Raw genomic sequence first — 20,796 nt, forward strand, 5'->3', positions numbered from 1 at the left:
TTGTCTGAAGCGGTATGGTGGCAATGTAAATCGAAATCACGCTCACTTTGTATCATGCCGCTTTATTAAATGAAAAGGGAATGATGTGTTGTAATAAACCAAAGCAATCATTTCTTTACACTCCTTATTTTTGCCGTCAGGAATACACAAGGCGTATTAACTATGATGACTAAAATAAAGTTATTGATGCCCATTATATTTTATTTAATCATTTCGGCCAGCGCCCATGCTGCCGGAGGGATCGCATTAGGTGCCACGCGTATTATTTATCCCGCTGATGCTAAACAGACTGCGGTATGGATTAGAAATAGCCATACCAATGAGCGCTTTCTGGTCAATTCGTGGATTGAAAACAGTAGCGGTGTAAAAGAAAAGTCATTCATCATTACACCGCCACTGTTTGTTAGTGAACCCAAAAGCGAAAATACCTTGCGTATTATTTACACCGGTCCACCGCTGGCGGCAGATCGTGAGTCTTTGTTCTGGATGAATGTTAAGACGATCCCTTCGGTAGATAAAAATGCATTGAACGGCAGGAATGTTTTGCAACTGGCGATTTTATCGCGCATGAAGTTATTTCTCCGTCCAATTCAACTACAAGAATTACCCGCAGAAGCGCCGGACACACTCAAGTTTTCGCGATCCGGTAACTATATCAATGTTCATAATCCATCACCTTTTTATGTCACCCTGGTTAACCTGCAAGTGGGCAGCCAAAAGTTGGGGAATGCTATGGCTGCACCCAGAGTTAATTCACAAATTCCCTTACCCTCAGGAGTACAGGGAAAGCTGAAATTTCAGACCGTTAATGATTATGGTTCAGTAACCCCGGTCAGAGAAGTGAACTTAAACTAACCGAATCATCTGACAATATCAGAGCTAATTATGAAAATACCCACTACTACGGATATTCCGCAGAGGTATACCTGGTGTCTGGCCGGAATTTGTTATTCATCTATTGCCATTTTACCCTCCTTTTTAAGCTATGCGGAAAGTTATTTCAACCCGGCATTTTTATTAGAGAATGGTACATCCGTTGCTGATTTATCGCGCTTTGAGAAAGGTAATCATCAACCTGCGGGTGTGTATCGGGTGGATCTCTGGCGTAATGATGAGTTCATTGGTTCACAGGATATCGTATTTGAATCGACGACAGTAAATACAGGTGATAAATCAGGTGGGTTAATGCCTTGTTTTAACCAGGCACTCCTTGAACGAATTGGCCTTAATAGCAGTGCATTCCCCGAGTTAGCCCAGCAGCAAAATAATAAATGCATTAATTTACTGAAAGCTGTACCTGATGCCACAATTAACTTTGATTTTGCAGCGATGCGCCTGAACATCACTATTCCTCAGATAGCGTTGTTGAGTAGCGCTCACGGTTACATTCCGCCTGAAGAGTGGGATGAAGGTATTCCTGCTTTACTCCTGAATTATAATTTTACCGGTAACAGAGGTAATGGTAACGATAGCTATTTTTTTAGTGAACTCAGTGGGATTAATATTGGCCCGTGGCGTTTACGCAACAATGGTTCCTGGAACTATTTTCGCGGAAATGGATATCATTCAGAACAGTGGAATAATATTGGCACCTGGGTACAGCGCGCCATTATTCCGCTGAAAAGTGAACTGGTAATGGGAGACGGTAATACAGGGAGTGATATTTTCGATGGCGTCGGATTTCGAGGTGTACGGCTTTATTCTTCTGATAATATGTATCCAGATAGCCAGCAAGGGTTTGCCCCAACGGTACGTGGGATTGCCCGTACGGCGGCCCAGCTAACGATTCGGCAAAATGGTTTTATTATCTATCAAAGCTATGTTTCCCCCGGCGCTTTCGAAATTACAGATTTGCACCCGACATCTTCAAATGGCGATCTGGACGTCACCATCGATGAGCGCGATGGTAATCAGCAGAATTACACTATTCCGTATTCAACAGTGCCAATTTTACAACGCGAAGGGCGTTTCAAATTTGACCTGACGGCGGGCGATTTTCGTAGCGGTAATAGTCAGCAATCGTCGCCTTTCTTTTTTCAGGGCACGGCACTCGGCGGTTTACCACAGGAATTTACTGCCTACGGCGGGACGCAATTATCTGCAAATTACACCGCCTTTTTGTTAGGGCTGGGGCGCAACCTCGGGAACTGGGGCGCAGTGTCGCTGGATGTAACGCATGCGCGCAGTCAGTTAGCCGACGACAGTCGTCATGAGGGGGATTCCATTCGCTTCCTCTATGCGAAATCAATGAACACTTTCGGCACCAATTTTCAGTTAATGGGTTACCGCTATTCGACACAAGGTTTTTATACCCTTGATGATGTTGCGTATCGTCGAATGGAGGGGTACGAATATGATTACGATTATGACGGTGAGCATCGCGATGAACCGATAATCGTGAATTACCACAATTTACGCTTTAGTCGTAAAGACCGTTTGCAGTTAAATATTTCACAATCACTTAATGACTTTGGCTCGCTTTATATTTCTGGTACCCATCAAAAATACTGGAATACTTCGGATTCAGATACCTGGTATCAGGTGGGGTATACCAGCAGCTGGGTTGGCATCAGTTATTCACTCTCATTTTCGTGGAATGAATCTGTAGGGATCCCCGATAACGAACGTATTGTCGGACTTAATGTTTCAGTGCCTTTCAATGTTCTGACCAAACGTCGCTACACCCGGGAAAATGCGCTCGATCGCGCTTATGCCTCCTTTAACGCCAACCGTAACAGCAACGGGCAAAATAGCTGGCTGGCAGGCGTTGGAGGGACCTTACTGGAAGGCCACAACCTGAGTTATCACGTAAGCCAGGGCGATACCTCGAATAATGGGTACACGGGCAGCGCCACGGCAAACTGGCAGGCCGCTTACGGTACGCTGGGGGTCGGGTATAACTACGACCGCGATCAACATGACGTTAACTGGCAGCTGTCTGGCGGTGTGGTCGGGCATGAAAATGGTATAACGCTGAGCCAGCCTTTAGGGGATACCAATGTTTTGATTAAAGCGCCTGGCGCAGGCGGTGTACGCATTGAAAATCAAACTGGAATTTTAACCGACTGGCGCGGCTATGCGGTGATGCCGTATGCCACGGTTTATCGGTATAACCGTATCGCGCTTGATACCAATACGATGGGGAATTCCATTGATGTTGAAAAAAATATTAGCAGCGTTGTGCCGACGCAAGGCGCGTTGGTTCGTGCCAATTTTGATACCCGCATAGGCGTGCGGGCGCTCATTACCGTTACCCAGGGCGGAAAACCGGTGCCGTTTGGATCACTGGTACGGGAAAACAGTACCGGAATAACCAGTATGGTGGGTGATGACGGGCAAGTTTATTTAAGTGGTGCGCCATTGTCTGGTGAATTACTGGTTCAGTGGGGAGACGGCGCGAACTCACGTTGCATTGCGCACTATGTATTGCCGAAGCAAAGCTTACAGCAAGCCGTCACTGTTATTTCGGCAGTTTGCACACATCCTGGCTCATAAAGGAAATTATCAATGAAGATAATCTGCAGGTCATTATTGGCAATGGCATGTTTGTGGTTAACAAACATATCCTGGGCTACTGTTTGTGCAAATAGTACTGGCGTAGCAGAAGATGAACACTATGATCTCTCAAATGTCTTTAATAGCACCAATAACCAGCCAGGTCAGATTGTTGTTTTACCGGAAAAATCCGGCTGGGTAGGTGTGTCAGCAATTTGCCCACCCGGCACGCTGGTGAATTATACATACCGTAGTTATGTCACCAACTTTGTTGTTCAGGAAACTATCGATAATTATAAATATATGCAATTAAATGATTATCTATTAGGTGCGATGAGTCTGGTTGATAGCGTGATGGATATTCAGTTTCCCCCGCAAAATTATATCCGTATGGGAACAGATCCTAACGTTTCGCAAAACCTTCCGTTCGGGGTGATGGATTCTCGTTTGATATTTCGTTTAAAGGTTATTCGTCCTTTTATTAACATGGTGGAGATCCCCAGACAGGTGATGTTTACCGTGTATGTGACATCAACGCCTTACGATCCGTTGGTTACACCTGTTTATACCATTAGTTTTGGTGGCCGGGTTGAAGTACCGCAAAACTGCGAATTAAATGCCGGGCAAATTGTTGAATTTGATTTTGGTGATATCGGTGCATCGTTATTTAGTGCGGCAGGGCCGGGGAATCGACCTAATGGTGTCATGCCACAAACCAAGAATATTGCGATCAAATGTACGAATGTTGCTGCGCAGGCTTATTTAACAATGCGTCTGGAAGCCAGTGCCGTTTCTGGTCAGGCGATGGTGTCGGACAATCAGGATTTAGGTTTTATTGTCGCCGATCAGAACGATACGCCGATCACGCCTAACGATCTCAATAGCGTTATTCCTTTCCGTCTGGATGCAGCTGCGGCAGCCAATGTCACACTTCGCGCCTGGCCTATCAGTATTACTGGTCAAAAACCTGCCGAAGGACCGTTTAGCGCGCTGGGGTATTTACGCGTCGATTATCAATGAGGTACGGAGAATGAGAAGAGTAATCTTTAGCTGTTTCTGCGGGCTACTGTGGAGTTCCAGTGGATGGGCAGCTGACCCTTTAGGAACGATTAATATCAATTTGCACGGTAACGTTGTTGATTTCTCCTGTACCGTAAACACAGCGGATGTTGATAAGACGGTAGATTTAGGCAGATGGCCCACGACACAATTGCTGGCCGCTGGCGATACCACGGCACTTGTTCCTTTTAGTCTGCGCCTGGAAGGATGTCCTCCGGGATCAGTCGCGATTTTATTTACGGGAACGCCGGCATCCGATGCCAACCTGCTGGCCCTGGACGATCCCGCAATGGCACAAACCGTCGCCATCGAATTACGCAAGAGCGATCGCTCCCGGCTTGCGCTGGGCGAGGCGAGCCCGACTGAGGAGGTAGATGCAAATGGCAATGTAACGCTAAACTTTTTTGCCAATTATCGAGCGTTAGCCAGCGGTGTCCAACCAGGTGTGGCGAAAGCGGATGCGATATTCATGATCAATTATAATTAATATTATATTAATTCATATAATTTGGCGTAGTCGATAAGCTCTACAATTGAATGCAAACCTAGCTTGCCATAAATATTAGATTTATGCGCACTAACTGTTTTATTGCTAAGTAATAACTTATCGGCAATTTCTTTATTAGATAATCCACTAACCAGATAACGTAATATGGTCACTTCACGATTAGATAGCACAGTGACCGTTGAACTATTCGTACTGCATTTATTGCTTTTTATATAGTTGAGCGTTTCGCTGGGAAAAAAAGTGTATCCAGAGAGAATCATCTGAACGGCATGAAAAATATCATTCTGATCATTGCATTTACTGACAAAACCGTTAGCACCAGCTTGTATCGCTCTGCCAGCATAAAAGCATTCTGATTTCGATGATAAAAATAATACTTTCACTGTACTCTGGATTTGTTTGATCCTTTTCAGGAAGGTAAAACCGTCTGTACCGGGCAAGTCTATATCCATAATGATTAAATCAACAGGACGGGTTCGGAGATAGTCGATGGTTATGCGGTAATCATCCGTTTTCAGGACAATCTGCAATTCACTGTTTTTTTGCAACAGAACTTCAATAGACATTCTGATGATAGGATGAGTATCCATAATGATCACCGACGTTGGTTTCATAGTTATCAGTCTCATAGGATCGGACAATTTTCCGTTAGGGCGGGAAATTGTACTTTGATACATGAAAATACGGGTTTTCTTGATTCAGACGCGCAGCGGTGTACGTTTGTTTGCCGCTATAGCGAAATAAATCAGAAAATCAGACGCGGTCGTTCACTTGTTCAGCAACCAGATCAAAAGCCATTGACTCAGCAAGGGTTGACCGTATAATTCACGCGATTACACCGCATTGCGGTATCAACGCGCCCTTAGCTCAGTTGGATAGAGCAACGACCTTCTAAGTCGTGGGCCGCAGGTTCGAATCCTGCAGGGCGCGCCATTACAATTCAATCAGTTACGCCTTCTTTATATCCTCCATAATTCCACAGTGGGACATATTTGGGACATGATCACCAAAAATGTCGTCTATTTTCCTTGCATGCTCTGTCAAATGATTAGGCGCAAGGTGAGCATACCTACGAACCATTTCTATGGACTCCCATCCGCCCATTTCCTGAAGCACAGATAATGGGACGCCTGACTGGATCAGCCAGCTTGCCCAGGTGTGTCTGAGGTCATGGAAACGGAAATCTTCAATTCCTGCACGACGACAAGCTGATAGCCATGATGTCTTGCTGTCGATGCGCATCTTCCTGACCGCAGGCGTTGATGTTCCATCTGCTCGCTTAGCCGCCTTGGTATGTACAAACACCCATTTGTGATGCTTGCCTATTTGATCACGCAACACTTTACAGGCGGTATCGTTCAGCGCCACACCAATGGCGCGGTTTGATTTGCTCTCTTCTGGATTCACCCAGGCAACTCGTCGCTGCATGTCGATTTGTTGCCATTCCAGATTTATGATGTTCGACTTTCTCAGACCAGTTGCCAGCGCAAACTTGACGACAGATTTCAGTGGTTCGGGGCACTCATCAATAAGGCGTTTTGCTTCCTCCTTTTCCAGCCATCTGACTCGCTTGTTTCTGACCGCTGGTATCTTGATGACAGGCGCTTTTTCCAGCCACTTCCAGTCGCGTTCTGCAGCACGGAGAATGGCCTTTATCATGGCAAGATGCTTTGCCTTTGTCTGAGTTGATACTGGCTTTGGTTCATAAACAGGCGGTTCTTTACCTTTCCTGATGGCGGCCTGAACTTTCTGTTTCCATATTTCTTTCGTCTTTCTGTTATGCATTCTGCTTACAGCAGAGTAAATCTTTGCCTCCGAGATATCTTTAAGCCTTATACCCTCAAAATGTTCAAGCCAGAACTCAATCCGGCTTTTATCTGAATCGAGAGATTTTTTATCAGCTTTTTCCTCAAGCCATCTTAGGCAGGCCTCTTCAAAAGTGACATCAGGTAAATCCCCTAGCTTTTCTACTCGCCAGAGTTCTGCTTTTCGCTTGTCGTGCAACTCCTGAGCTTGCCGCTTGTCCTTTGTGCCAAGAGATTCCTTAATTCGTTTCCCGCCCGGGAGCGAATACGAGGCATACCATATTTCATTTCTGCGGAAGAGTGACATTTTCTTTCCTCTGTTATGCCATCACCCGCGCTCACCTGGACAGTATGCAGCGGAGACTGAAGCGCCGCAATGCAGGCTTGCCGTGTTGTGAGGTAAGGAGATTTTGGCTTGGTTGGATCTTTACGTGTTGCCTGTAGGCGGCCTGTTCGTATCCAGTTGGTGGCGGTTGGTCTGGATATCTTAAGAAACTGACAGGCCTCATCGAGTGTGAGGCTGTATGATTCCATGGTTACCTCTGCTTTTTGAACGCATGTCACGTAACTTCTTAATGTGTTCTGCCGTTTCGATCTCTTCTGCTATCCGATCTGCATCAGCTTTATTCACAGGTTCAAAGTCATGATTAAAGCGGAACATGCTGGCGATACATGTTCTGCCTTTTCGGATGTAGTGAACTTTGTTGTGGGTAGAACGCAGGATTTTGCAGGGAGTGCCGTGGTGGTCGACGTACCAGGTGTTAGGAAAAATGATTCTGAACATTTTTACACCTCAGTTGGACGATGTTGAAATTTGCTGCTTTGAGGCCATCACAGTCCCCATTGTTTGTTCTTAAGTTCGATCTCCTCCTGGCAACTCGCACAAGTCCGACAACCCTGAACAGCCAGGCGTCTTCGCTCATCTATCGGATCGCCACACTCACAACAATGAGTTGCGGATACAGTCTGGTAGTTCAGACGACGCATTTTTATTGCTGTATTGCGCTGTAATTCTTCGATTTCTGATGCTGAATCAATGATGTCTGCCATCTTTCATTAATCCCTGAATTGTTGGTTAATACGCTTGAGGGTAAATGCGAATAATAAAAAAGGAGCCTGTAGCTCCCTGATGATTTTGCTTTTCATGTTCACCGTTCCTTAAAGACGCCGTTCAACATGCCGATCGCCAGGCTTAAATGAGTCGGTGTGAATCCCATCAGCGTTACCGTTTCGCGGTGCTTCTTTAGTACGCTACGGCAAATGTCATCGACGTTTTTATCCGGAAAATGCTGTCTGGCTTTTTTGATTTCAGAATTAGCCTGACGGGCAATGCTGCGAAGGGCGTTTTCTTGCTGAGGTGTCATTGAACAAGCCCCATGTCGGCAAGCATAAGCACACAGAATATGAAGCCCGCTGCCAGAAAAATGCATTCAGTGGTTGTCATACCTGGTCTCTCTCATCTGCTTCTGCTTTCGCCACCATCATTTCCAGCTTTTGTGAAAGGGATGTGGCTAACGTATGAAATTCTTCGTCTGTTTCTACTGGTATTGGCACAAACCTGACTCCAATTTGAGCAAGGCTATGTGCCATCTCAATACTCGTTCTTAACTCAACAGGAGATGCTTTGTGCATACCGCCTCCCGTTTATTATTTATCTTCTCAGCCAGCCGCTGTGCTTTCAGTGGATTTCTGATAACAGAAAGGCCGGGAAATACCCAGCCTCGCTTTGTAACGGAGTAGACGAAAGTGATCGCGCCTACCCGGATATTATCGTGAGGATGCGTCATCGCCATTGCTCCCCAAATACAAAACCAATTTCAGCCAGTGCCTCGTCCATTTTTTCGATGAACTCCGGCACCATCTCGTCAAAACTCGCCATGTACTTTTCATTCCGCTCAATCACGACATAATGCAGGCCTTCACGCTTCATGCGCGGGTCATAGTTGGCAAAGTACCAGGCATCTTTTCGCGTCACCCACATGCTGTACTGCACCTGGGCCATGTAAGCCGATTTTATGGCCTCGAAACCACCGAGCCGGAACTTCATGAAATCCCGGGAGGTAAACGGGCATTTCAGTTCAAGGCCGTTGCCGTCACTGCATAAACCATCGGGAGAGCAGGCGGTGCGCATACTTTCGTCGCGATAGATGATCGGGGATTCAGTAACATTCACGCCGGAAGTGAATTCAAACAGGGTTCTGGCGTCGTTCTCGTACTGTTTTCCCCAGGCCAGCGCCTTAGCATTAACTTCCGGAGCCACACCGGTGCAAACCTCAGCCAGCAGGGTGTGGAAGTAGGACATTTTCATGTCAGGCCACTTCTTTCCTGAGCGGGGCTTTGCTATCACGTTGTGAACTTCTGAAGCGGTGATGACGCCGAGCCGTAATTTGTGCCATGCATCATCCCCCTGTTTGACAGCTCTCACGTCGATCCCGGTACGCTGCAGGATAATGTCCGGTGTCATGCTGCCACCTTCTGCTCAGTGGCTTTCTGTTTCAGGAATCCAAGAGCTTTCACTGCTTCGGCCTGTGTCAGTTCTGACGATGCGCGAATGTCGCGGCGAAATATCTGGGAACAGAGCGGCAATAAGTCGTCATCCCATGTTTTATCCAGGGCGATCAGCAGAGTGTTAATCTCCTGCATGGTTTCATCGTTAACCGGAGTGATGTCGCGTTCTGGCTGACGTTCTGCAGTGTATGCAGTATTTTCGACAATGCGCTCGGCTTCATCCTTGTCATAGATACCAGCAAATCCGAAGGCCAGACGGGCACACTGAATCATGGCTTTATGCCGTAACATCCGTTTGGGATGCGACTGCCACGGCCCCGTGATTTCTCTGCCTTCGCGAGTTTTGAATGGTTCGCGGCGGCATTCATCCATCCATTCGGTAACGCAGATCGGATGATTACGGTCCTTGCGGTAAATCCGGCATGTACAGGATTCATTGTCCTGCTCAAAGTCCATGCCATCAAACTGCTGGTTTTCATTGATGATGCGGGACCAGCCATCAACGCCCACCACCGGAACGATGCCGTTCTGCTTATCAGGGAAGGCGTAAATTTCTTTCGTCCACGGATTAAGGCCGTACTGGTTGGCGACGATCAACAATGCGATGAACTGCGCATCGCTGGCATCACCTTTAAATGCCGTCTGGCGAAGAGTGGTGATCAGTTCCTGTGGGTCGACAGAATCCATGCCGACACGTTCAGCCAGCTTCCCTGCCAGCGTTGCGAGTGCTGTACTCATCCGTTTTATACCTCTGAATCAATATCAACCTGGTGGTGAGCAATGGTTTCAACCATGTACTGGATGTGTTCTGCCATGCGCTCCTGAAACTCAACATCGTCATCAAACGCACGGGTAATGGCTTTTTTGCTGGCCCCGTGGCGTTGCAAATGATCGATGCATAGCGATTCAAACAGGTGCTGGGGCAGGCCTTTTTCCATGTCGTCTGCCAGTTCTGCCTCTTTCTCTTCACGGGCGATCTGCTGGTAGTGACGCGCCCAGCTCTGAGCCTCAAGACGATCCTGAATGTAATAAGCGTTCATGGCTGACCTCCTGAAAATGGCTGTGAAAATATCGCCCGCGAAATGCCAGGCTGATTAGGAAAACAGGAAAGGGGATTAGTGATTCAGGCCGTTACCGCGTCCGTCGAGAAAAACTTCCACGAGCAAATCACGGGTATAAGTGCGCTCGATGCCGCGATGCAGATAAAGCCGTCCGCGTAAATTAGCTGATGCAGTCCAGGTACCATCTTTGTGTTTGACCAGCATTCCTGGCATGACCGCGCCGCGATTAACGGTCTGCGTTCCGTAATGTTGATGAACCATAAAAACTCCTGCCCGTAAGCTGGGCTGCTGAACATATAAAGACTTCTGCGCGTATTCAGGCGGTGGATGGCCGCCGGTTGTCATAACTAAGCCGCCTCGTTGAAGCGACTGAGGTATGAAGTGTGGAGTTGATTTCAGCTGGTCACACCGACGTTCACGCGTCCGCTTCACCCCTCGCACTTCCCGTAGCCTGCTGAAATTCAAGCTGCGGATCTAAGCGGTCATCGCAACGGTGAATCAGGTGGTTGCCGTATCGTTGTGTTGTTGCGACATGGTGATAATAGCTATTGCTATTGGTGATATCAATACTTATAGCTATTGATTGATGTGTTTTGATATTAACTGTTTGATAGCAAAAAGAATTAATTTTGTGACTTGCATCGCATAGCGATAACTGAAGGGAGGTTGTGGTGGTTTTTCGAACGGTTTGTGTGATGAGGGGAGGGGACAAAAGAAAACCCGGCACGGTGGCCGGGTATCTTTATTCGAATGGAAGATCTATTTGCCTTTGAGGATTCAACTGTTTTTTTACATGCTCAATTTCGAATATGGTTTTTATGGCATCTCCGATCATATATTGAGTTACTTTTAAATCTACAAGTAACATATCACCTTTAGAAAAATTTAAGGTGTTGTTATCAATATCGCTGATGAATTTCTGGTCTTTTATTTCAGCCAAAAAGCTACTGGCACCATCAGAAAACCGCCACCGGCTTCCTTCATTGAAGGAAATATTTTTAATTTGAAGGGCTTTCTCTACTGTGTACTCTGAAATTATTGATTCTGCTGGTAGATTGACTTTGAAATAATGTGCTTCTTGCTTGTTGATCGTCATGAATGTCAAACCATCATCGACAGTAGAGGCAAAGCTGTCAATGCCTTCCTGCTCTAATGGCTTACTTATAACTTCTTGTAATGAAGAGCGAAGTTTAATATTTTTATAAAGTTCAATAACGTTACTGTCGTAGATCTCGCTTTCGTCATCAACAAAGACTTCGATGTTGCTATCAGGCAAATTGTGTAATTTTTTTATTTTCCTTGGGCCTATCCATTTTATCAGTTGAATTAGGCCTTTGCATATTTTTTCTTTAGAACCAGGACAGAGTCCAATAAAAGCAATCAAATTCGCAGCGGCTGTTGCTGAATCGCCGGATAAAAAATCAACAGCCTGTTTGAACCAAGATGTAGATGAGGCAACCAGATCTATTCCAAATGAGCCAGCTTTAAATGATGCATTGACTTTTACAGAAACAACAGTCTTGTTTCCGTAGAGAGTTTTACCGGCTTCCTCTAATGCATCTGATAGTGATAGAAGGGCAGGAGCAAGGTCTCGCACGTTCATTTCATGCGTTTCCAGTGCCGGACCGTCGTATACTATCCTGAACTTCATATCATTGGTTTCCGAATTGTTGCCCGCATCCATTATGGCATTCACCTGATCACATATACAGTTAATTTACGATATTGTCTTAAATCTTAAAACTTCTATTGTATGGCTACCCATGCTTCCTATACGTCTGCGGCATGCTCCCAATAACCTTACCGAAGATGAACACCCGGTTCATCTCGTCTTTCTCGATCGGGTCCCACGGCGAGTAGCTCTTGTTATCAGAGATAACCAGCAGCTTATCCTTCATCATTTGCAGACGCTTTACATGGGCTGTGTCGTCGTACAGAAACGCATAGATACCATCACCGTCGAAAGATTTAACAGTGATATCAACGAACAGAAGATCACCTGGTTCGATCGTTCCTGACATGCTGTCACCACGTACGTTAATGATGCGGATATTTTCTGCCTTCCTGCCATCGAACATGTGACGAGCATCGTCAAACGAGTACTCAACCGAGCGTAGAACTTCTACAAACTCACGGTTGATGACTCCCGGCCCGGCACTCACTTCTATATCAAGAACGTCAATCTTGAAGTATTTGGGATGGTTGGCAGTAGGCTTCCCTAATTGTTGACCGTCATTTCTCATCGGGCCTATGCCTGATGAGAGCCACTCTGTTCGAACACCCAATGCATTAGCTATTTCAACAATTTTTGTTGAGCCGCGCGCGTTGCCGCTTGTCAGTCTCCAGATTGTGGGTTGAGCTACGCCAGACGCCTTTGCAAGAGCGCCTTGAGACATTCCAGATTGTTCCATCGCTAGGTTTAAGCGATCAGCAAGAGTTTCTTTTTTCATAAGTTTTAATTTATACGCTTGCGTATTGATGGTCAAAACACGTTTTGCTATTGTTATGATTAATACGCATTGCTATTATTTATTCGTTGCAATACCAATAGGAATTGATAATGACAAATCAAACCATTCAACTCGCAATCAGTATTACAGGTAGTCAAAAACGACTGGCAGATCTATGCGGTGTAGCCCAACCCACTGTTTGGCGTTGGCTACACGGTGGCGGAATTGATGCCCGCTATGTAATGAAAATTGTCTCAGCCACTGGTGGAAAGATTAAACCAGCAGATATTCGTCCCGACCTCGCACCATTGTTTAACGCGAGTAACTCTGCCGCCTAAACTGCGGCGTTAACTGATAAGGCAATGACTATGCAACCACTTACATACCAACAGACTAGCGGATTTAGCCCGATTGCGGTGATAAATCGTTCTCAAACAAAACAAGCTCCAGGCCACGAAAAAATCCGTGATGCCGTCCGTGCCTGGTCGGCTGCAGATAATCAGGATGTTGTTGCCGCACTCATTGTGAATGAGTATCGGGAGCAGGGCGGCGGCACCATCGATTTCCCTGATGATGTCAGCCGTGCACGCCAGAAGCTGTTCCGCTTCCTCGATAACAAATTCGATTCTGAAAAATACCGAAATAACGTGCGTGAACTGACCCCGGCAATTCTGGCGGTACTACCGCTGGAATATCGCGGCCACCTGGTTGAGCAGGATAGCTTCATGGCTCGGCTGGCTGAAATGGAAAAGGAACTCAGTGAGGCAAAACAGGCTGTCATTCTCAACGCACCACGCCACCAGAAACTGAAGGAGATGAGTGAAGGCATTGTGTCGATGTTTCGTGTGGACCCGGATCTGGCTGGTCCACTGATGGCGATGGTTACCACCATGTTGGGGGCAATATGACAGGCTCAGAAATGGCGAAAGCCGGTCTGCGGGAACAGAGCCGACTTTCAGGTGCAAATCGTAACGCACTCATTGCGGGAGGAATTATGGCAAACACTGCTGAGATATTCAATTTTCCAGTGCCGGATGTGGCACAAAAGGAGCCGCGCGTGGCAGATCTCGATGATGGTTATACGCGCATTGCAAATGAGTTGCTGGAAGCTGTGATGCTGGCCGGATTAACACAGCACCAGCTTCTGGTCTTCCTGGCTGTCATGCGCAAAACATATGGCTTTAATAAAAAACTGGATTGGGTGAGCAACGAGCAACTTTCCGAGTTGACCGGGATATTGCCGCACAAGTGTTCTGCTGCAAAAAGTGTTCTGGTAAAGCGTGGGATTTTTATTCAGAGCGGGCGGAATATCGGCATTAATAATGTGATCAGTGAATGGTCAACATTACCCGAATCAGGTAAGAAAAATAAAGTTTACCTGAAAGAGGTAAATTTACCTGAATCAGGTAAGAAAAGTTTACCCAAATCAGGTAAAGGCGTTTACCCGAATCAGGTAAACACAAAAGACAAACTAACAAAAGACAATATAAAACCTTTTTCGTCCGAGAATTCTGGCGAATCCTCTGACCAACCAGAAAACGATCTTCCTGTGGTGAAACCAGATGCTGCAATTCAGAGCGGCAGCAAGTGGGGGACAGCAGAAGACCTGACCGCCGCAGAGTGGATGTTTGACATGGTGAAGACCATCGCGCCATCAGCCAGAAAACCGAATTTTGCAGGGTGGGCTAACGATATCCGCCTGATGCGTGAACGTGACGGACGTAACCACCGCGACATGTGCGTGCTGTTCCGCTGGGCATGCCAGGACAACTTCTGGTCCGGTAACGTGCTAAGTCCGGCCAAACTCCGCGACAAGTGGACCCAACTCGAAATCAACCGTAACAAGCAACAGGCTGGCGTGACAGCCGGCAAACCAAAATTCGACCTGACGAACACTGACTGGATTTACGGGGTGGAGCTATGAAAAACATCGCCGCACAGATGGTTAACTTTGACCGTGAGCAGATGCGCCGGATCGCCAACAACATGCCGGAACAGTACGACGAAAAGCCGCAGGTACAGCAGGTAGCGCAGATCATCAACGGTGTGTTCAGCCAGTTACTGGCAACTTTCCCGGCGAGTCTGGCTAACCGTGACCAGAACGAACTGAACGAAATCCGCCGCCAGTGGGTTCTGGCTTTCCGGGAAAACGGGATCACCACAATGGAACAGGTTAACGCAGGAATGCGCGTAGCCCGTCGGCAGAATCGACCATTTCTGCCATCACCCGGGCAGTTTGTTGCATGGTGCCGGGAAGAAGCATCCGTTATCGCCGGACTGCCAAACGTCAGCGAGCTGGTTGATATGGTTTACGAGTATTGCCGGAAGCGAGGCCTGTATCCGGATGCGGAGTCTTATCCGTGGAAATCAAACTCGCACTACTGGCTGGTTACCAACCTGTATCAGAACATGCGGGCCAATGCGCTTACTGATGCGGAATTACGCCGTAAGGCCGCAGATGAGCTTGTCCATATGACTGCGAGAATTAACCGTGGTGAGGCGATCCCTGAACCAGTAAAACAACTTCCTGTCATGGGCGGTAGACCTCTAAATCGTGCACAGGCTCTGGCGAAGATCGCAGAAATCAAAGCTAAGTTCGGACTGAAAGGAGCAAGTGTATGACGGGCAAAGAGGCAATTATTCATTACCTGGGGACGCATAAGAGCTTCTGTGCACAGGACGTTGCCGCGGTAACAGGCGCAACCGTAACCAGCATAAATCAGGCTGCGGCTAAAATGGCGCGGGCAGGAATCCTGGTCGTTGATGGTAAGGTCTGGCGAACGGTGTATTACCGGTTCGCTACCAGAGAAGAACGGGAAGGAAAGGTGAGCACGAATCTGATTTTTAAGGAGTGTCGCCAGAGTGCCGCGATGAAACGGGTATTGAGGGTATATAAAAGAACATCAATGGGTACACAATGATGAAACAGGTGAGTTGAGTTCAAACTGTAGTACAATTCTCTCCAGTTTGAACAGGAAAGAATATGCTATGAACCCTTATATTTATCTTGGTGGTGCAATACTTGCAGAGGTCATTGGTACAACCTTAATGAAGTTTTCAGAAGGTTTTACACGGTTATGGCCATCTGTTGGTACAATTATTTGTTATTGTGCATCATTCTGGTTATTAGCTCAGACGCTGGCTTATATTCCTACAGGGATTGCTTATGCTATCTGGTCAGGAGTCGGTATTGTCCTGATTAGCTTACTATCATGGGGGTTTTTCGGCCAACGGCTGGACCTGCCAGCCGTTATAGGCATGATGTTGATTTGTGCCGGTGTGTTGGTTATTAATCTATTGTCACGAAGCACACCACATTAAAAATAATTTCTTTTAAAAGAATGAAATATGGCGGTTCATATCTTTACATGGGCCGCTTTTGTTAATGTTTTTAGTTTTTGTGTATTCTTTTGTGCCTTCAAGATTATTGCGTAAGCAAATTGCAATACGATTATTGTTGTATATTCAAGAGAATGTGATCGTAATTGTCTTTTTAAATAAAAATTAAACAAAAATTATATCTCACCACTAAGGTTTATAAAAGCATACGTTAGCAGGTGTCACCATGAAAAAAGCCATAGCATATATGCGATTTTCATCACCAGGTCAGATGTCTGGCGACTCATTAAACCGACAGAGAAGACTTATTGCTGAATGGTTAAAGGTAAATAGTGATTATTATCTTGATACCATAACATATGAAGATTTAGGATTAAGTGCATTCAAAGGAAAGCATGCACAATCAGGAGCTTTTTCGGAATTTTTAGATGCTATAGAGCATGGTTATATATTGCCAGGAACTACATTGTTAGTTGAAAGTCTGGACAGACTTTCAAGAGAAAAAGTCGGTGAAGCGATTGAACGTCTGAAATTGATTTTGAATCACGGTATTGATGTTATAACTCTTTGCGACAATACAGTCTATAATATTGACTCTTTGAATGAGCCATATTCATTAATAAAAGCCATACTTATAGCACAAAGGGCAAATGAAGAAAGCGAGATAAAGTCAAGTCGGGTTAAATTATCATGGAAGAAAAAACGGCAGGATGCACTGGAGTCAGGCACGATTATGACGGCGTCTTGTCCGAGATGGCTCTCATTGGATGACAAAAGAACAGCTTTTATTCCAGACCCCGACAGGGTGAAAACGATTGAGCTAATTTTTAAACTCAGGATGGAAAGGCGATCATTGAATGCAATAGCCAAGTATTTAAATGATCATGCTGTAAAAAATTTCTCAGGAAAAGAAAGTGCATGGGGGCCTTCTGTAATTGAAAAATTATTAGCGAATAAAGCTCTGATAGGTATATGCGTACCTTCATATCGTGCAAGAGGTAAAGGAATAAGTGAAATCGCTGGCTATTATCCCAGAGTCATATCAGATGATTTGTTTTACGCTGTGCAGGAAATTCGATTGGCACCTTTTGGTATTAGCAATAGTAGCAAAAATCCTATGTTGATAAATCTACTTCGAACAGTTATGAAGTGCGAGGCTTGTGGTAATACCATGATTGTTCATGCGGTATCTGGAAGTTTGCATGGCTATTATGTTTGTCCGATGAGAAGACTGCATCGATGTGACAGGCCATCAATAAAGAGAGATTTGGTTGATTATAATATCATTAATGAGTTGCTTTTTAATTGTAGTAAAATCCAACCAGTTGAAAACAAGAAAGATGCTAATGAAACTTTAGAGTTGAAAATTATTGAGCTCCAGATGAAAATTAATAATTTAATTGCTGCATTATCTGTTGCGCCTGAAGTTACCGCTATAGCAGAAAAAATCAGAGTATTAGATAAGGAATTACGAAGGGCTTCTGTATCATTAAAAACTTTGAAGAGTAAAGCGGTGAGCTCACTTGGTGATTTTCATGCTATTGACTTAACCAGTAAAAATGGGCGAGAGCTATGTCGTACACTTGCCTATAAAACATTCGAAAAAATCATAATCAATACAGATAATAAAACCTGTGATATCTATTTTATGAATGGCATTGTTTTTAAACACTATCCTTTAATGAAAACAATATCCGCCCAGCAGGCGATAAGTACTCTCAAATATATGGTTGATGGTGAGGTTTATTTTTGAGTAATAATCACTTTTTCAACCGTGCTATAGTAAGAAAGTTAGGGAAGTACAATAAAATTATCTATCCTGAACGAAGCGTCCTGAGCTATGGTTTTACTATAGGGACTGCCAATGGATGCTGGCGTTCTCGTTCTAGCAGTTCAACAATTCCCAATCACAAAACAATTCACTGATAACGAACTTTGCACACTCGCCTGGTTATGGCGAGCAGGGGATGCGATGTTAACCGCCTGCCAGAACGTTACTCCCCTTCTTCAGGTTGCGGAGCATCGTGAAGCTGGTCGCTTCACTTCCATCGAGCAAGAATATTCCCAGATACTCACCAGAGCGCGAGCAATCCTCGCCAGAGAAACGGCACATGTAAAATTCCAGCCGTGGCTGGATGATAAGTGGAGTCGAGTGTTACCATATTTCCGTCAGAATCTGTTGCAATAAAGTCACTGGTTAGAAATACTGCCAGCATTCTACGATGACGGAAGTGCTGGCATTTTTTGGGGTAATGTGCGAGTCCATTTCATAAAATACGGGTGCTGTAAACTGGACGAAATAATCTAAAAGACACCATTACCAGTAGCATTCAAATCGCTATGTGCCGATACGGATAAAATTATATTGATTGTTCACATACCTTATTGGATATTACTGAGGGGTATTTATATAAGGTGTAACGATAATGTGGAACTTTGACAGTGCCGACTTAAGTGCAATAGCAGCAGGCATTTCTGCGTTTGGCACATTAGCCGCAGCGGGGTCGGCGCTTGCAAGTTGGTACACGTCAAAAAAAGCGCTGCAGCTACAAAATAGAGTTTACCTTTATGAGTCTTTAAAGGCTTGCGCTGAGAGAGCCAATACATCAGCTAAAGATAAGCGCGGATCTGAATGGAGCGTTAATGATGCAGCGGATATCATCAGGTGCCTGGTACGGGCGATGGAGATCATCAAGCAGGATAGCCAGCAGAAAGAAGGTAATCAGGCATTAATGTTGAAACAGTACTTTGTTAATCTGCTAATAATGGAACTGTACGAGGAAGTTCATAACGGTGATGTGGCTGATTCTGTTTTTAAAAGTACGGAACCTACACAAGTACTTGATAATTTATGGAACAAATGGCAGGAGGCTATAGCTTTTTTTGATATTTGGAATTACCCAGTTGTGACTGAGGAAGACTTGGCAGACTAATTTTCAGCACATTTGATTTCCCATAATCAACCAGCCATAATCATGCCATTGGAGCTTGAACAACTCCGGTGACTTCTGCGCTAAACGGGGACGTTTATGCGCACATACAATCCAAACTATCTTCTCCCTTCACAGATGCAGAAATGCACCTGCGATATCTTGCATCCAGCGTTTGATCTCTGCGGAGGTGAAGCGTGAACTTCCCACAAGATGGCATCAAACTGCATCGCGGTAACTTCACCGCTATCGGTCGGCAGATCCAGCCTTATCTGGAGGACGGCAAATGCTTTCGCATGGTGCTTAAACCATGGCGCGAGAGACGCAGTCTTTCCCAGAATGCACTCAGCCACATGTGGTACAGCGAAATCAGTGAATACCTCATCAGCAGGGGTAAAACGTTCGCCACTCCAGCTTGGGTAAAAGATGCTCTCAAACACACTTATCTCGGTTATGAAACCAAAGAACTGGTTGATGTCGTAACCGGTGAAATCACCACCATTCAGTCATTACGTCATACCTCCGATCTCGATACCGGAGAGATGTATGTCTTCCTGTGTAAGGTTGAAGCCTGGGCGATGAATATTGGCTGCCACCTGACTATTCCGCAGAGCTGCGAGTTCCAGCTGCTGCGCGACAAGCAGGAGGCGTAATGGCTACACCGCTTATTCGTGTCATGAACGGACACATCTACAAAGTACCAAATCGTCGTAAGCGTAAACCTGAGCTGAAGCCATCCGAAATACCAACTCTGCTCGGATATACCGCCAGCCTGGTTGATAAAAAATGGTTGCGACTGGCAGCAAGGAGGAATCATGGCTGATTTGAGAAAAGCAGCGCGTGGTCGGGAATGCCAGGTAAGAATCCCTGGCGTATGTAATGGCAATCCTGAAACGTCAGTACTGGCACATATCCGGCTGGCTGGATTGTGCGGTACCGGTATCAAACCGCCAGACCTGATTGCCACCATTGCATGTTCTGCCTGCCACGACGAAATCGACCGTCGCACGCATTTTGTTGACGCTGGATATGCAAAAGAATGCGCGCTGGAAGGTATGGCGAGAACACAGGTTATCTGGTTGAAAGAGGGGGTTATTGAGGCGTGAATACCTACAGCATCACATTACCCTGGCCGCCGAGCAATAACCGCTACTACCGGCATAATCGCGGGCGCACGCACATCAGCGCAGAAGGGCAGGCATACCGTGATAACGTCGCCCGAATCATTAAAGGCTCAATGCTGGATATCGGCCTGGCTATTCCTGTGAAAATCCGCATAGAGTGCCACATGCCGGATCGCCGTCGCCGTGACCTGGATAATCTGCAAAAAGCCGCTTTTGACGCACTCACCAAAGCAGGTTTCTGGCTGGATGATGCTCAGGTCGTTGATTACCGCGTTGTGAAGATGCCTGTTACCAAAGGTGGGAGGCTGGAACTGACCATCACCGAAATGGGGAATGAATGATGTTTGAGTTTTATATGGCAGAACTTCTTCGCCACCGCTGGGGGCATCTGCGCTTATATCGTTTCCCCGGTTCTGTTTTGACCGATTACCGAATACTGAAGAATTACGCCAAAACCCTGACAGGAGCAGGAGTATGAAGTCAGAGATAACAATCAACTAATACTGTTTTGTTGATT

Annotated in this window: 33 protein-coding genes, 1 tRNA gene and 1 pseudogene; 21 read left to right on the forward strand and 14 right to left on the reverse strand. The window is 45.8% G+C overall.

The window, feature by feature from the left end; all coding sequences use genetic code 11:
• Positions 1-162 precede the first annotated feature (162 nt).
• Genes fimC through sfmF form a run of 4 tightly spaced genes read left to right on the forward strand, consistent with a single transcriptional unit; the run spans position 163 to position 5,041 of the window.
• A complete protein-coding gene (gene fimC, locus BGE37_RS10600; protein ID WP_000988389.1) occupies positions 163-855 on the forward strand; it encodes a type 1 fimbria chaperone FimC in 693 nt (230 codons plus the stop codon).
• Positions 856-885: 30 nt separating this feature from the next.
• A complete protein-coding gene (locus BGE37_RS10605) occupies positions 886-3,495 on the forward strand; it encodes a fimbrial biogenesis usher protein (RefSeq protein ID WP_105288017.1) in 2,610 nt (869 codons plus the stop codon).
• A 12-nt stretch (positions 3,496-3,507) separates the two neighbouring features.
• Positions 3,508-4,515 carry a type 1 fimbria D-mannose specific adhesin FimH gene (gene fimH, locus BGE37_RS10610; RefSeq protein WP_105277233.1) on the forward strand — a complete coding sequence of 336 codons (1,008 nt, stop codon included), beginning with the start codon at positions 3,508-3,510 and terminating at the stop codon, positions 4,513-4,515.
• Between the two features lie 10 nt (positions 4,516-4,525).
• Positions 4,526-5,041: a fimbria assembly protein gene (sfmF, locus tag BGE37_RS10615; protein WP_105288018.1), complete on the forward strand. Its 516-nt coding sequence runs from the start codon at positions 4,526-4,528 to the stop codon at positions 5,039-5,041.
• 2 nt (positions 5,042-5,043) lie between these two features.
• Here the strand turns inward: sfmF and fimZ are convergent, their stop codons facing one another.
• Positions 5,044-5,676, reverse strand: coding sequence for a fimbria biosynthesis transcriptional regulator FimZ (gene fimZ / locus BGE37_RS10620; protein WP_000805428.1), 633 nt, complete (start codon positions 5,674-5,676; stop codon positions 5,044-5,046).
• A gap of 242 nt (positions 5,677-5,918) precedes the next feature.
• Here fimZ and BGE37_RS10625 point away from each other — a divergent pair.
• Positions 5,919-5,995, forward strand: a tRNA-Arg gene (locus tag BGE37_RS10625).
• 15 nt (positions 5,996-6,010) lie between these two features.
• On the opposite strand, the gene BGE37_RS10630 is transcribed toward BGE37_RS10625, so the two are convergent.
• The 13 genes and pseudogenes from BGE37_RS10630 to BGE37_RS10700 form a co-directional block, all read right to left on the reverse strand.
• Entirely contained in the window at positions 6,011-7,174 is a 1,164-nt protein-coding gene (locus BGE37_RS10630; RefSeq protein ID WP_052892382.1) for an integrase, read from the reverse strand.
• 161 nt (positions 7,175-7,335) lie between these two features.
• Positions 7,336-7,401: pseudogene (locus BGE37_RS25965) on the reverse strand (helix-turn-helix domain-containing protein); the annotation flags it as partial.
• The gene (locus tag BGE37_RS10640; protein WP_000488407.1) at positions 7,373-7,651 is read right to left on the reverse strand and encodes a DUF4222 domain-containing protein; all 279 of its coding nucleotides are present in this window, start codon (positions 7,649-7,651) and stop codon (positions 7,373-7,375) included. The gene BGE37_RS10640 and the pseudogene BGE37_RS25965, both read right to left, overlap by 29 nt.
• A gap of 47 nt (positions 7,652-7,698) precedes the next feature.
• Positions 7,699-7,917, reverse strand: coding sequence for a TraR/DksA family transcriptional regulator (locus BGE37_RS10645; RefSeq protein WP_000763385.1), 219 nt, complete (start codon positions 7,915-7,917; stop codon positions 7,699-7,701).
• A 98-nt stretch (positions 7,918-8,015) separates the two neighbouring features.
• Positions 8,016-8,231, reverse strand: a complete 216-nt coding sequence (locus tag BGE37_RS10650; RefSeq protein ID WP_000188859.1) for a hypothetical protein — start codon at positions 8,229-8,231, stop codon at positions 8,016-8,018.
• 76 nt (positions 8,232-8,307) lie between these two features.
• Complete coding sequence (locus BGE37_RS10655) at positions 8,308-8,499, reverse strand: DUF1382 family protein (RefSeq protein ID WP_000548537.1); 192 nt, start codon at positions 8,497-8,499, stop codon at positions 8,308-8,310.
• The gene (locus BGE37_RS10660) at positions 8,472-8,654 is read right to left on the reverse strand and encodes a DUF1317 domain-containing protein (protein WP_000149544.1); all 183 of its coding nucleotides are present in this window, start codon (positions 8,652-8,654) and stop codon (positions 8,472-8,474) included. Before BGE37_RS10660 ends, BGE37_RS10655 begins: the two co-directional genes overlap by 28 nt.
• Positions 8,651-9,331, reverse strand: a complete 681-nt coding sequence (locus BGE37_RS10665) for a lambda exonuclease family protein (RefSeq protein WP_047088572.1) — start codon at positions 9,329-9,331, stop codon at positions 8,651-8,653. The genes BGE37_RS10660 and BGE37_RS10665 overlap by 4 nt, the downstream gene beginning before the upstream one ends.
• Complete coding sequence (bet, locus tag BGE37_RS10670) at positions 9,328-10,113, reverse strand: phage recombination protein Bet (RefSeq protein ID WP_000100847.1); 786 nt, start codon at positions 10,111-10,113, stop codon at positions 9,328-9,330. Before bet ends, BGE37_RS10665 begins: the two co-directional genes overlap by 4 nt.
• A 5-nt stretch (positions 10,114-10,118) precedes the next feature.
• Positions 10,119-10,415 (reverse strand): host-nuclease inhibitor Gam family protein, encoded by a 297-nt coding sequence (locus tag BGE37_RS10675; RefSeq protein ID WP_000995433.1) that lies wholly within the window; start codon positions 10,413-10,415, stop codon positions 10,119-10,121.
• A gap of 75 nt (positions 10,416-10,490) precedes the next feature.
• Entirely contained in the window at positions 10,491-10,697 is a 207-nt protein-coding gene (locus BGE37_RS10685; RefSeq protein ID WP_000233576.1) for a phage encoded cell division inhibitor protein, read from the reverse strand.
• A 481-nt stretch (positions 10,698-11,178) separates the two neighbouring features.
• Positions 11,179-12,120, reverse strand: coding sequence for a hypothetical protein (locus BGE37_RS10695; protein ID WP_000338655.1), 942 nt, complete (start codon positions 12,118-12,120; stop codon positions 11,179-11,181).
• 73 nt (positions 12,121-12,193) lie between these two features.
• Complete coding sequence (locus tag BGE37_RS10700) at positions 12,194-12,886, reverse strand: XRE family transcriptional regulator (protein WP_000712396.1); 693 nt, start codon at positions 12,884-12,886, stop codon at positions 12,194-12,196.
• Positions 12,887-12,996: 110 nt separating this feature from the next.
• Here BGE37_RS10700 and BGE37_RS10705 point away from each other — a divergent pair, with 110 nt between their 5' ends.
• From BGE37_RS10705 to BGE37_RS10775, 16 genes are all read left to right on the forward strand, one after another.
• On the forward strand, positions 12,997-13,224 hold the full coding sequence (locus tag BGE37_RS10705) for a helix-turn-helix domain-containing protein (RefSeq protein ID WP_000184665.1): 228 nt from the start codon (positions 12,997-12,999) through the stop codon (positions 13,222-13,224).
• A 30-nt stretch (positions 13,225-13,254) separates the two neighbouring features.
• Positions 13,255-13,794, forward strand: coding sequence for a toxin YdaT domain-containing protein (locus tag BGE37_RS10710; protein ID WP_001182869.1), 540 nt, complete (start codon positions 13,255-13,257; stop codon positions 13,792-13,794).
• Between the two features lie 86 nt (positions 13,795-13,880).
• The gene (locus BGE37_RS10715; RefSeq protein WP_001498951.1) at positions 13,881-14,810 is read left to right on the forward strand and encodes a replication protein; all 930 of its coding nucleotides are present in this window, start codon (positions 13,881-13,883) and stop codon (positions 14,808-14,810) included.
• Positions 14,807-15,508 carry a replication protein P gene (locus BGE37_RS10720; protein WP_047088570.1) on the forward strand — a complete coding sequence of 234 codons (702 nt, stop codon included), beginning with the start codon at positions 14,807-14,809 and terminating at the stop codon, positions 15,506-15,508. Before BGE37_RS10715 ends, BGE37_RS10720 begins: the two co-directional genes overlap by 4 nt.
• The gene (locus BGE37_RS10725; RefSeq protein WP_000145915.1) at positions 15,505-15,807 is read left to right on the forward strand and encodes a protein ren; all 303 of its coding nucleotides are present in this window, start codon (positions 15,505-15,507) and stop codon (positions 15,805-15,807) included. The genes BGE37_RS10720 and BGE37_RS10725 overlap by 4 nt, the downstream gene beginning before the upstream one ends.
• A 67-nt stretch (positions 15,808-15,874) precedes the next feature.
• Positions 15,875-16,207 (forward strand): multidrug efflux SMR transporter EmrE, encoded by a 333-nt coding sequence (emrE, locus tag BGE37_RS10730; RefSeq protein WP_001070446.1) that lies wholly within the window; start codon positions 15,875-15,877, stop codon positions 16,205-16,207.
• Positions 16,208-16,271: 64 nt separating this feature from the next.
• Entirely contained in the window at positions 16,272-16,394 is a 123-nt protein-coding gene (locus tag BGE37_RS25140) for a hypothetical protein (RefSeq protein ID WP_123004444.1), read from the forward strand.
• Between the two features lie 57 nt (positions 16,395-16,451).
• A complete protein-coding gene (locus BGE37_RS10735) occupies positions 16,452-17,978 on the forward strand; it encodes a recombinase family protein (RefSeq protein WP_001297093.1) in 1,527 nt (508 codons plus the stop codon).
• 111 nt (positions 17,979-18,089) lie between these two features.
• Positions 18,090-18,413: a P22AR C-terminal domain-containing protein gene (locus BGE37_RS10740; protein ID WP_042815056.1), complete on the forward strand. Its 324-nt coding sequence runs from the start codon at positions 18,090-18,092 to the stop codon at positions 18,411-18,413.
• A 238-nt stretch (positions 18,414-18,651) separates the two neighbouring features.
• Positions 18,652-19,158, forward strand: a complete 507-nt coding sequence (locus BGE37_RS25585; protein WP_042815059.1) for a hypothetical protein — start codon at positions 18,652-18,654, stop codon at positions 19,156-19,158.
• A 96-nt stretch (positions 19,159-19,254) separates the two neighbouring features.
• Positions 19,255-19,356 (forward strand): hypothetical protein, encoded by a 102-nt coding sequence (locus tag BGE37_RS10750; protein WP_072186465.1) that lies wholly within the window; start codon positions 19,255-19,257, stop codon positions 19,354-19,356.
• Complete coding sequence (ybcN, locus tag BGE37_RS10755; RefSeq protein WP_001010744.1) at positions 19,353-19,808, forward strand: DNA base-flipping protein YbcN; 456 nt, start codon at positions 19,353-19,355, stop codon at positions 19,806-19,808. Before BGE37_RS10750 ends, ybcN begins: the two co-directional genes overlap by 4 nt.
• Entirely contained in the window at positions 19,808-19,978 is a 171-nt protein-coding gene (locus BGE37_RS10760) for a NinE family protein (protein WP_000224907.1), read from the forward strand. Before ybcN ends, BGE37_RS10760 begins: the two co-directional genes overlap by 1 nt.
• Positions 19,971-20,261 (forward strand): DUF1364 domain-containing protein, encoded by a 291-nt coding sequence (locus BGE37_RS10765; RefSeq protein ID WP_000774478.1) that lies wholly within the window; start codon positions 19,971-19,973, stop codon positions 20,259-20,261. Before BGE37_RS10760 ends, BGE37_RS10765 begins: the two co-directional genes overlap by 8 nt.
• Complete coding sequence (gene rusA, locus BGE37_RS10770; protein ID WP_001297087.1) at positions 20,258-20,620, forward strand: crossover junction endodeoxyribonuclease RusA; 363 nt, start codon at positions 20,258-20,260, stop codon at positions 20,618-20,620. The genes BGE37_RS10765 and rusA overlap by 4 nt, the downstream gene beginning before the upstream one ends.
• Positions 20,617-20,757 carry a YlcG family protein gene (locus BGE37_RS10775; RefSeq protein ID WP_000971068.1) on the forward strand — a complete coding sequence of 47 codons (141 nt, stop codon included), beginning with the start codon at positions 20,617-20,619 and terminating at the stop codon, positions 20,755-20,757. The genes rusA and BGE37_RS10775 overlap by 4 nt, the downstream gene beginning before the upstream one ends.
• The last annotated feature ends 39 nt before the right edge of the window (positions 20,758-20,796 follow it).

It is taken from the genome of Escherichia sp. MOD1-EC6300, assembly GCF_002965045.1.
In the GTDB taxonomy this organism is placed as follows: domain Bacteria; phylum Pseudomonadota; class Gammaproteobacteria; order Enterobacterales; family Enterobacteriaceae; genus Escherichia; species Escherichia coli_F.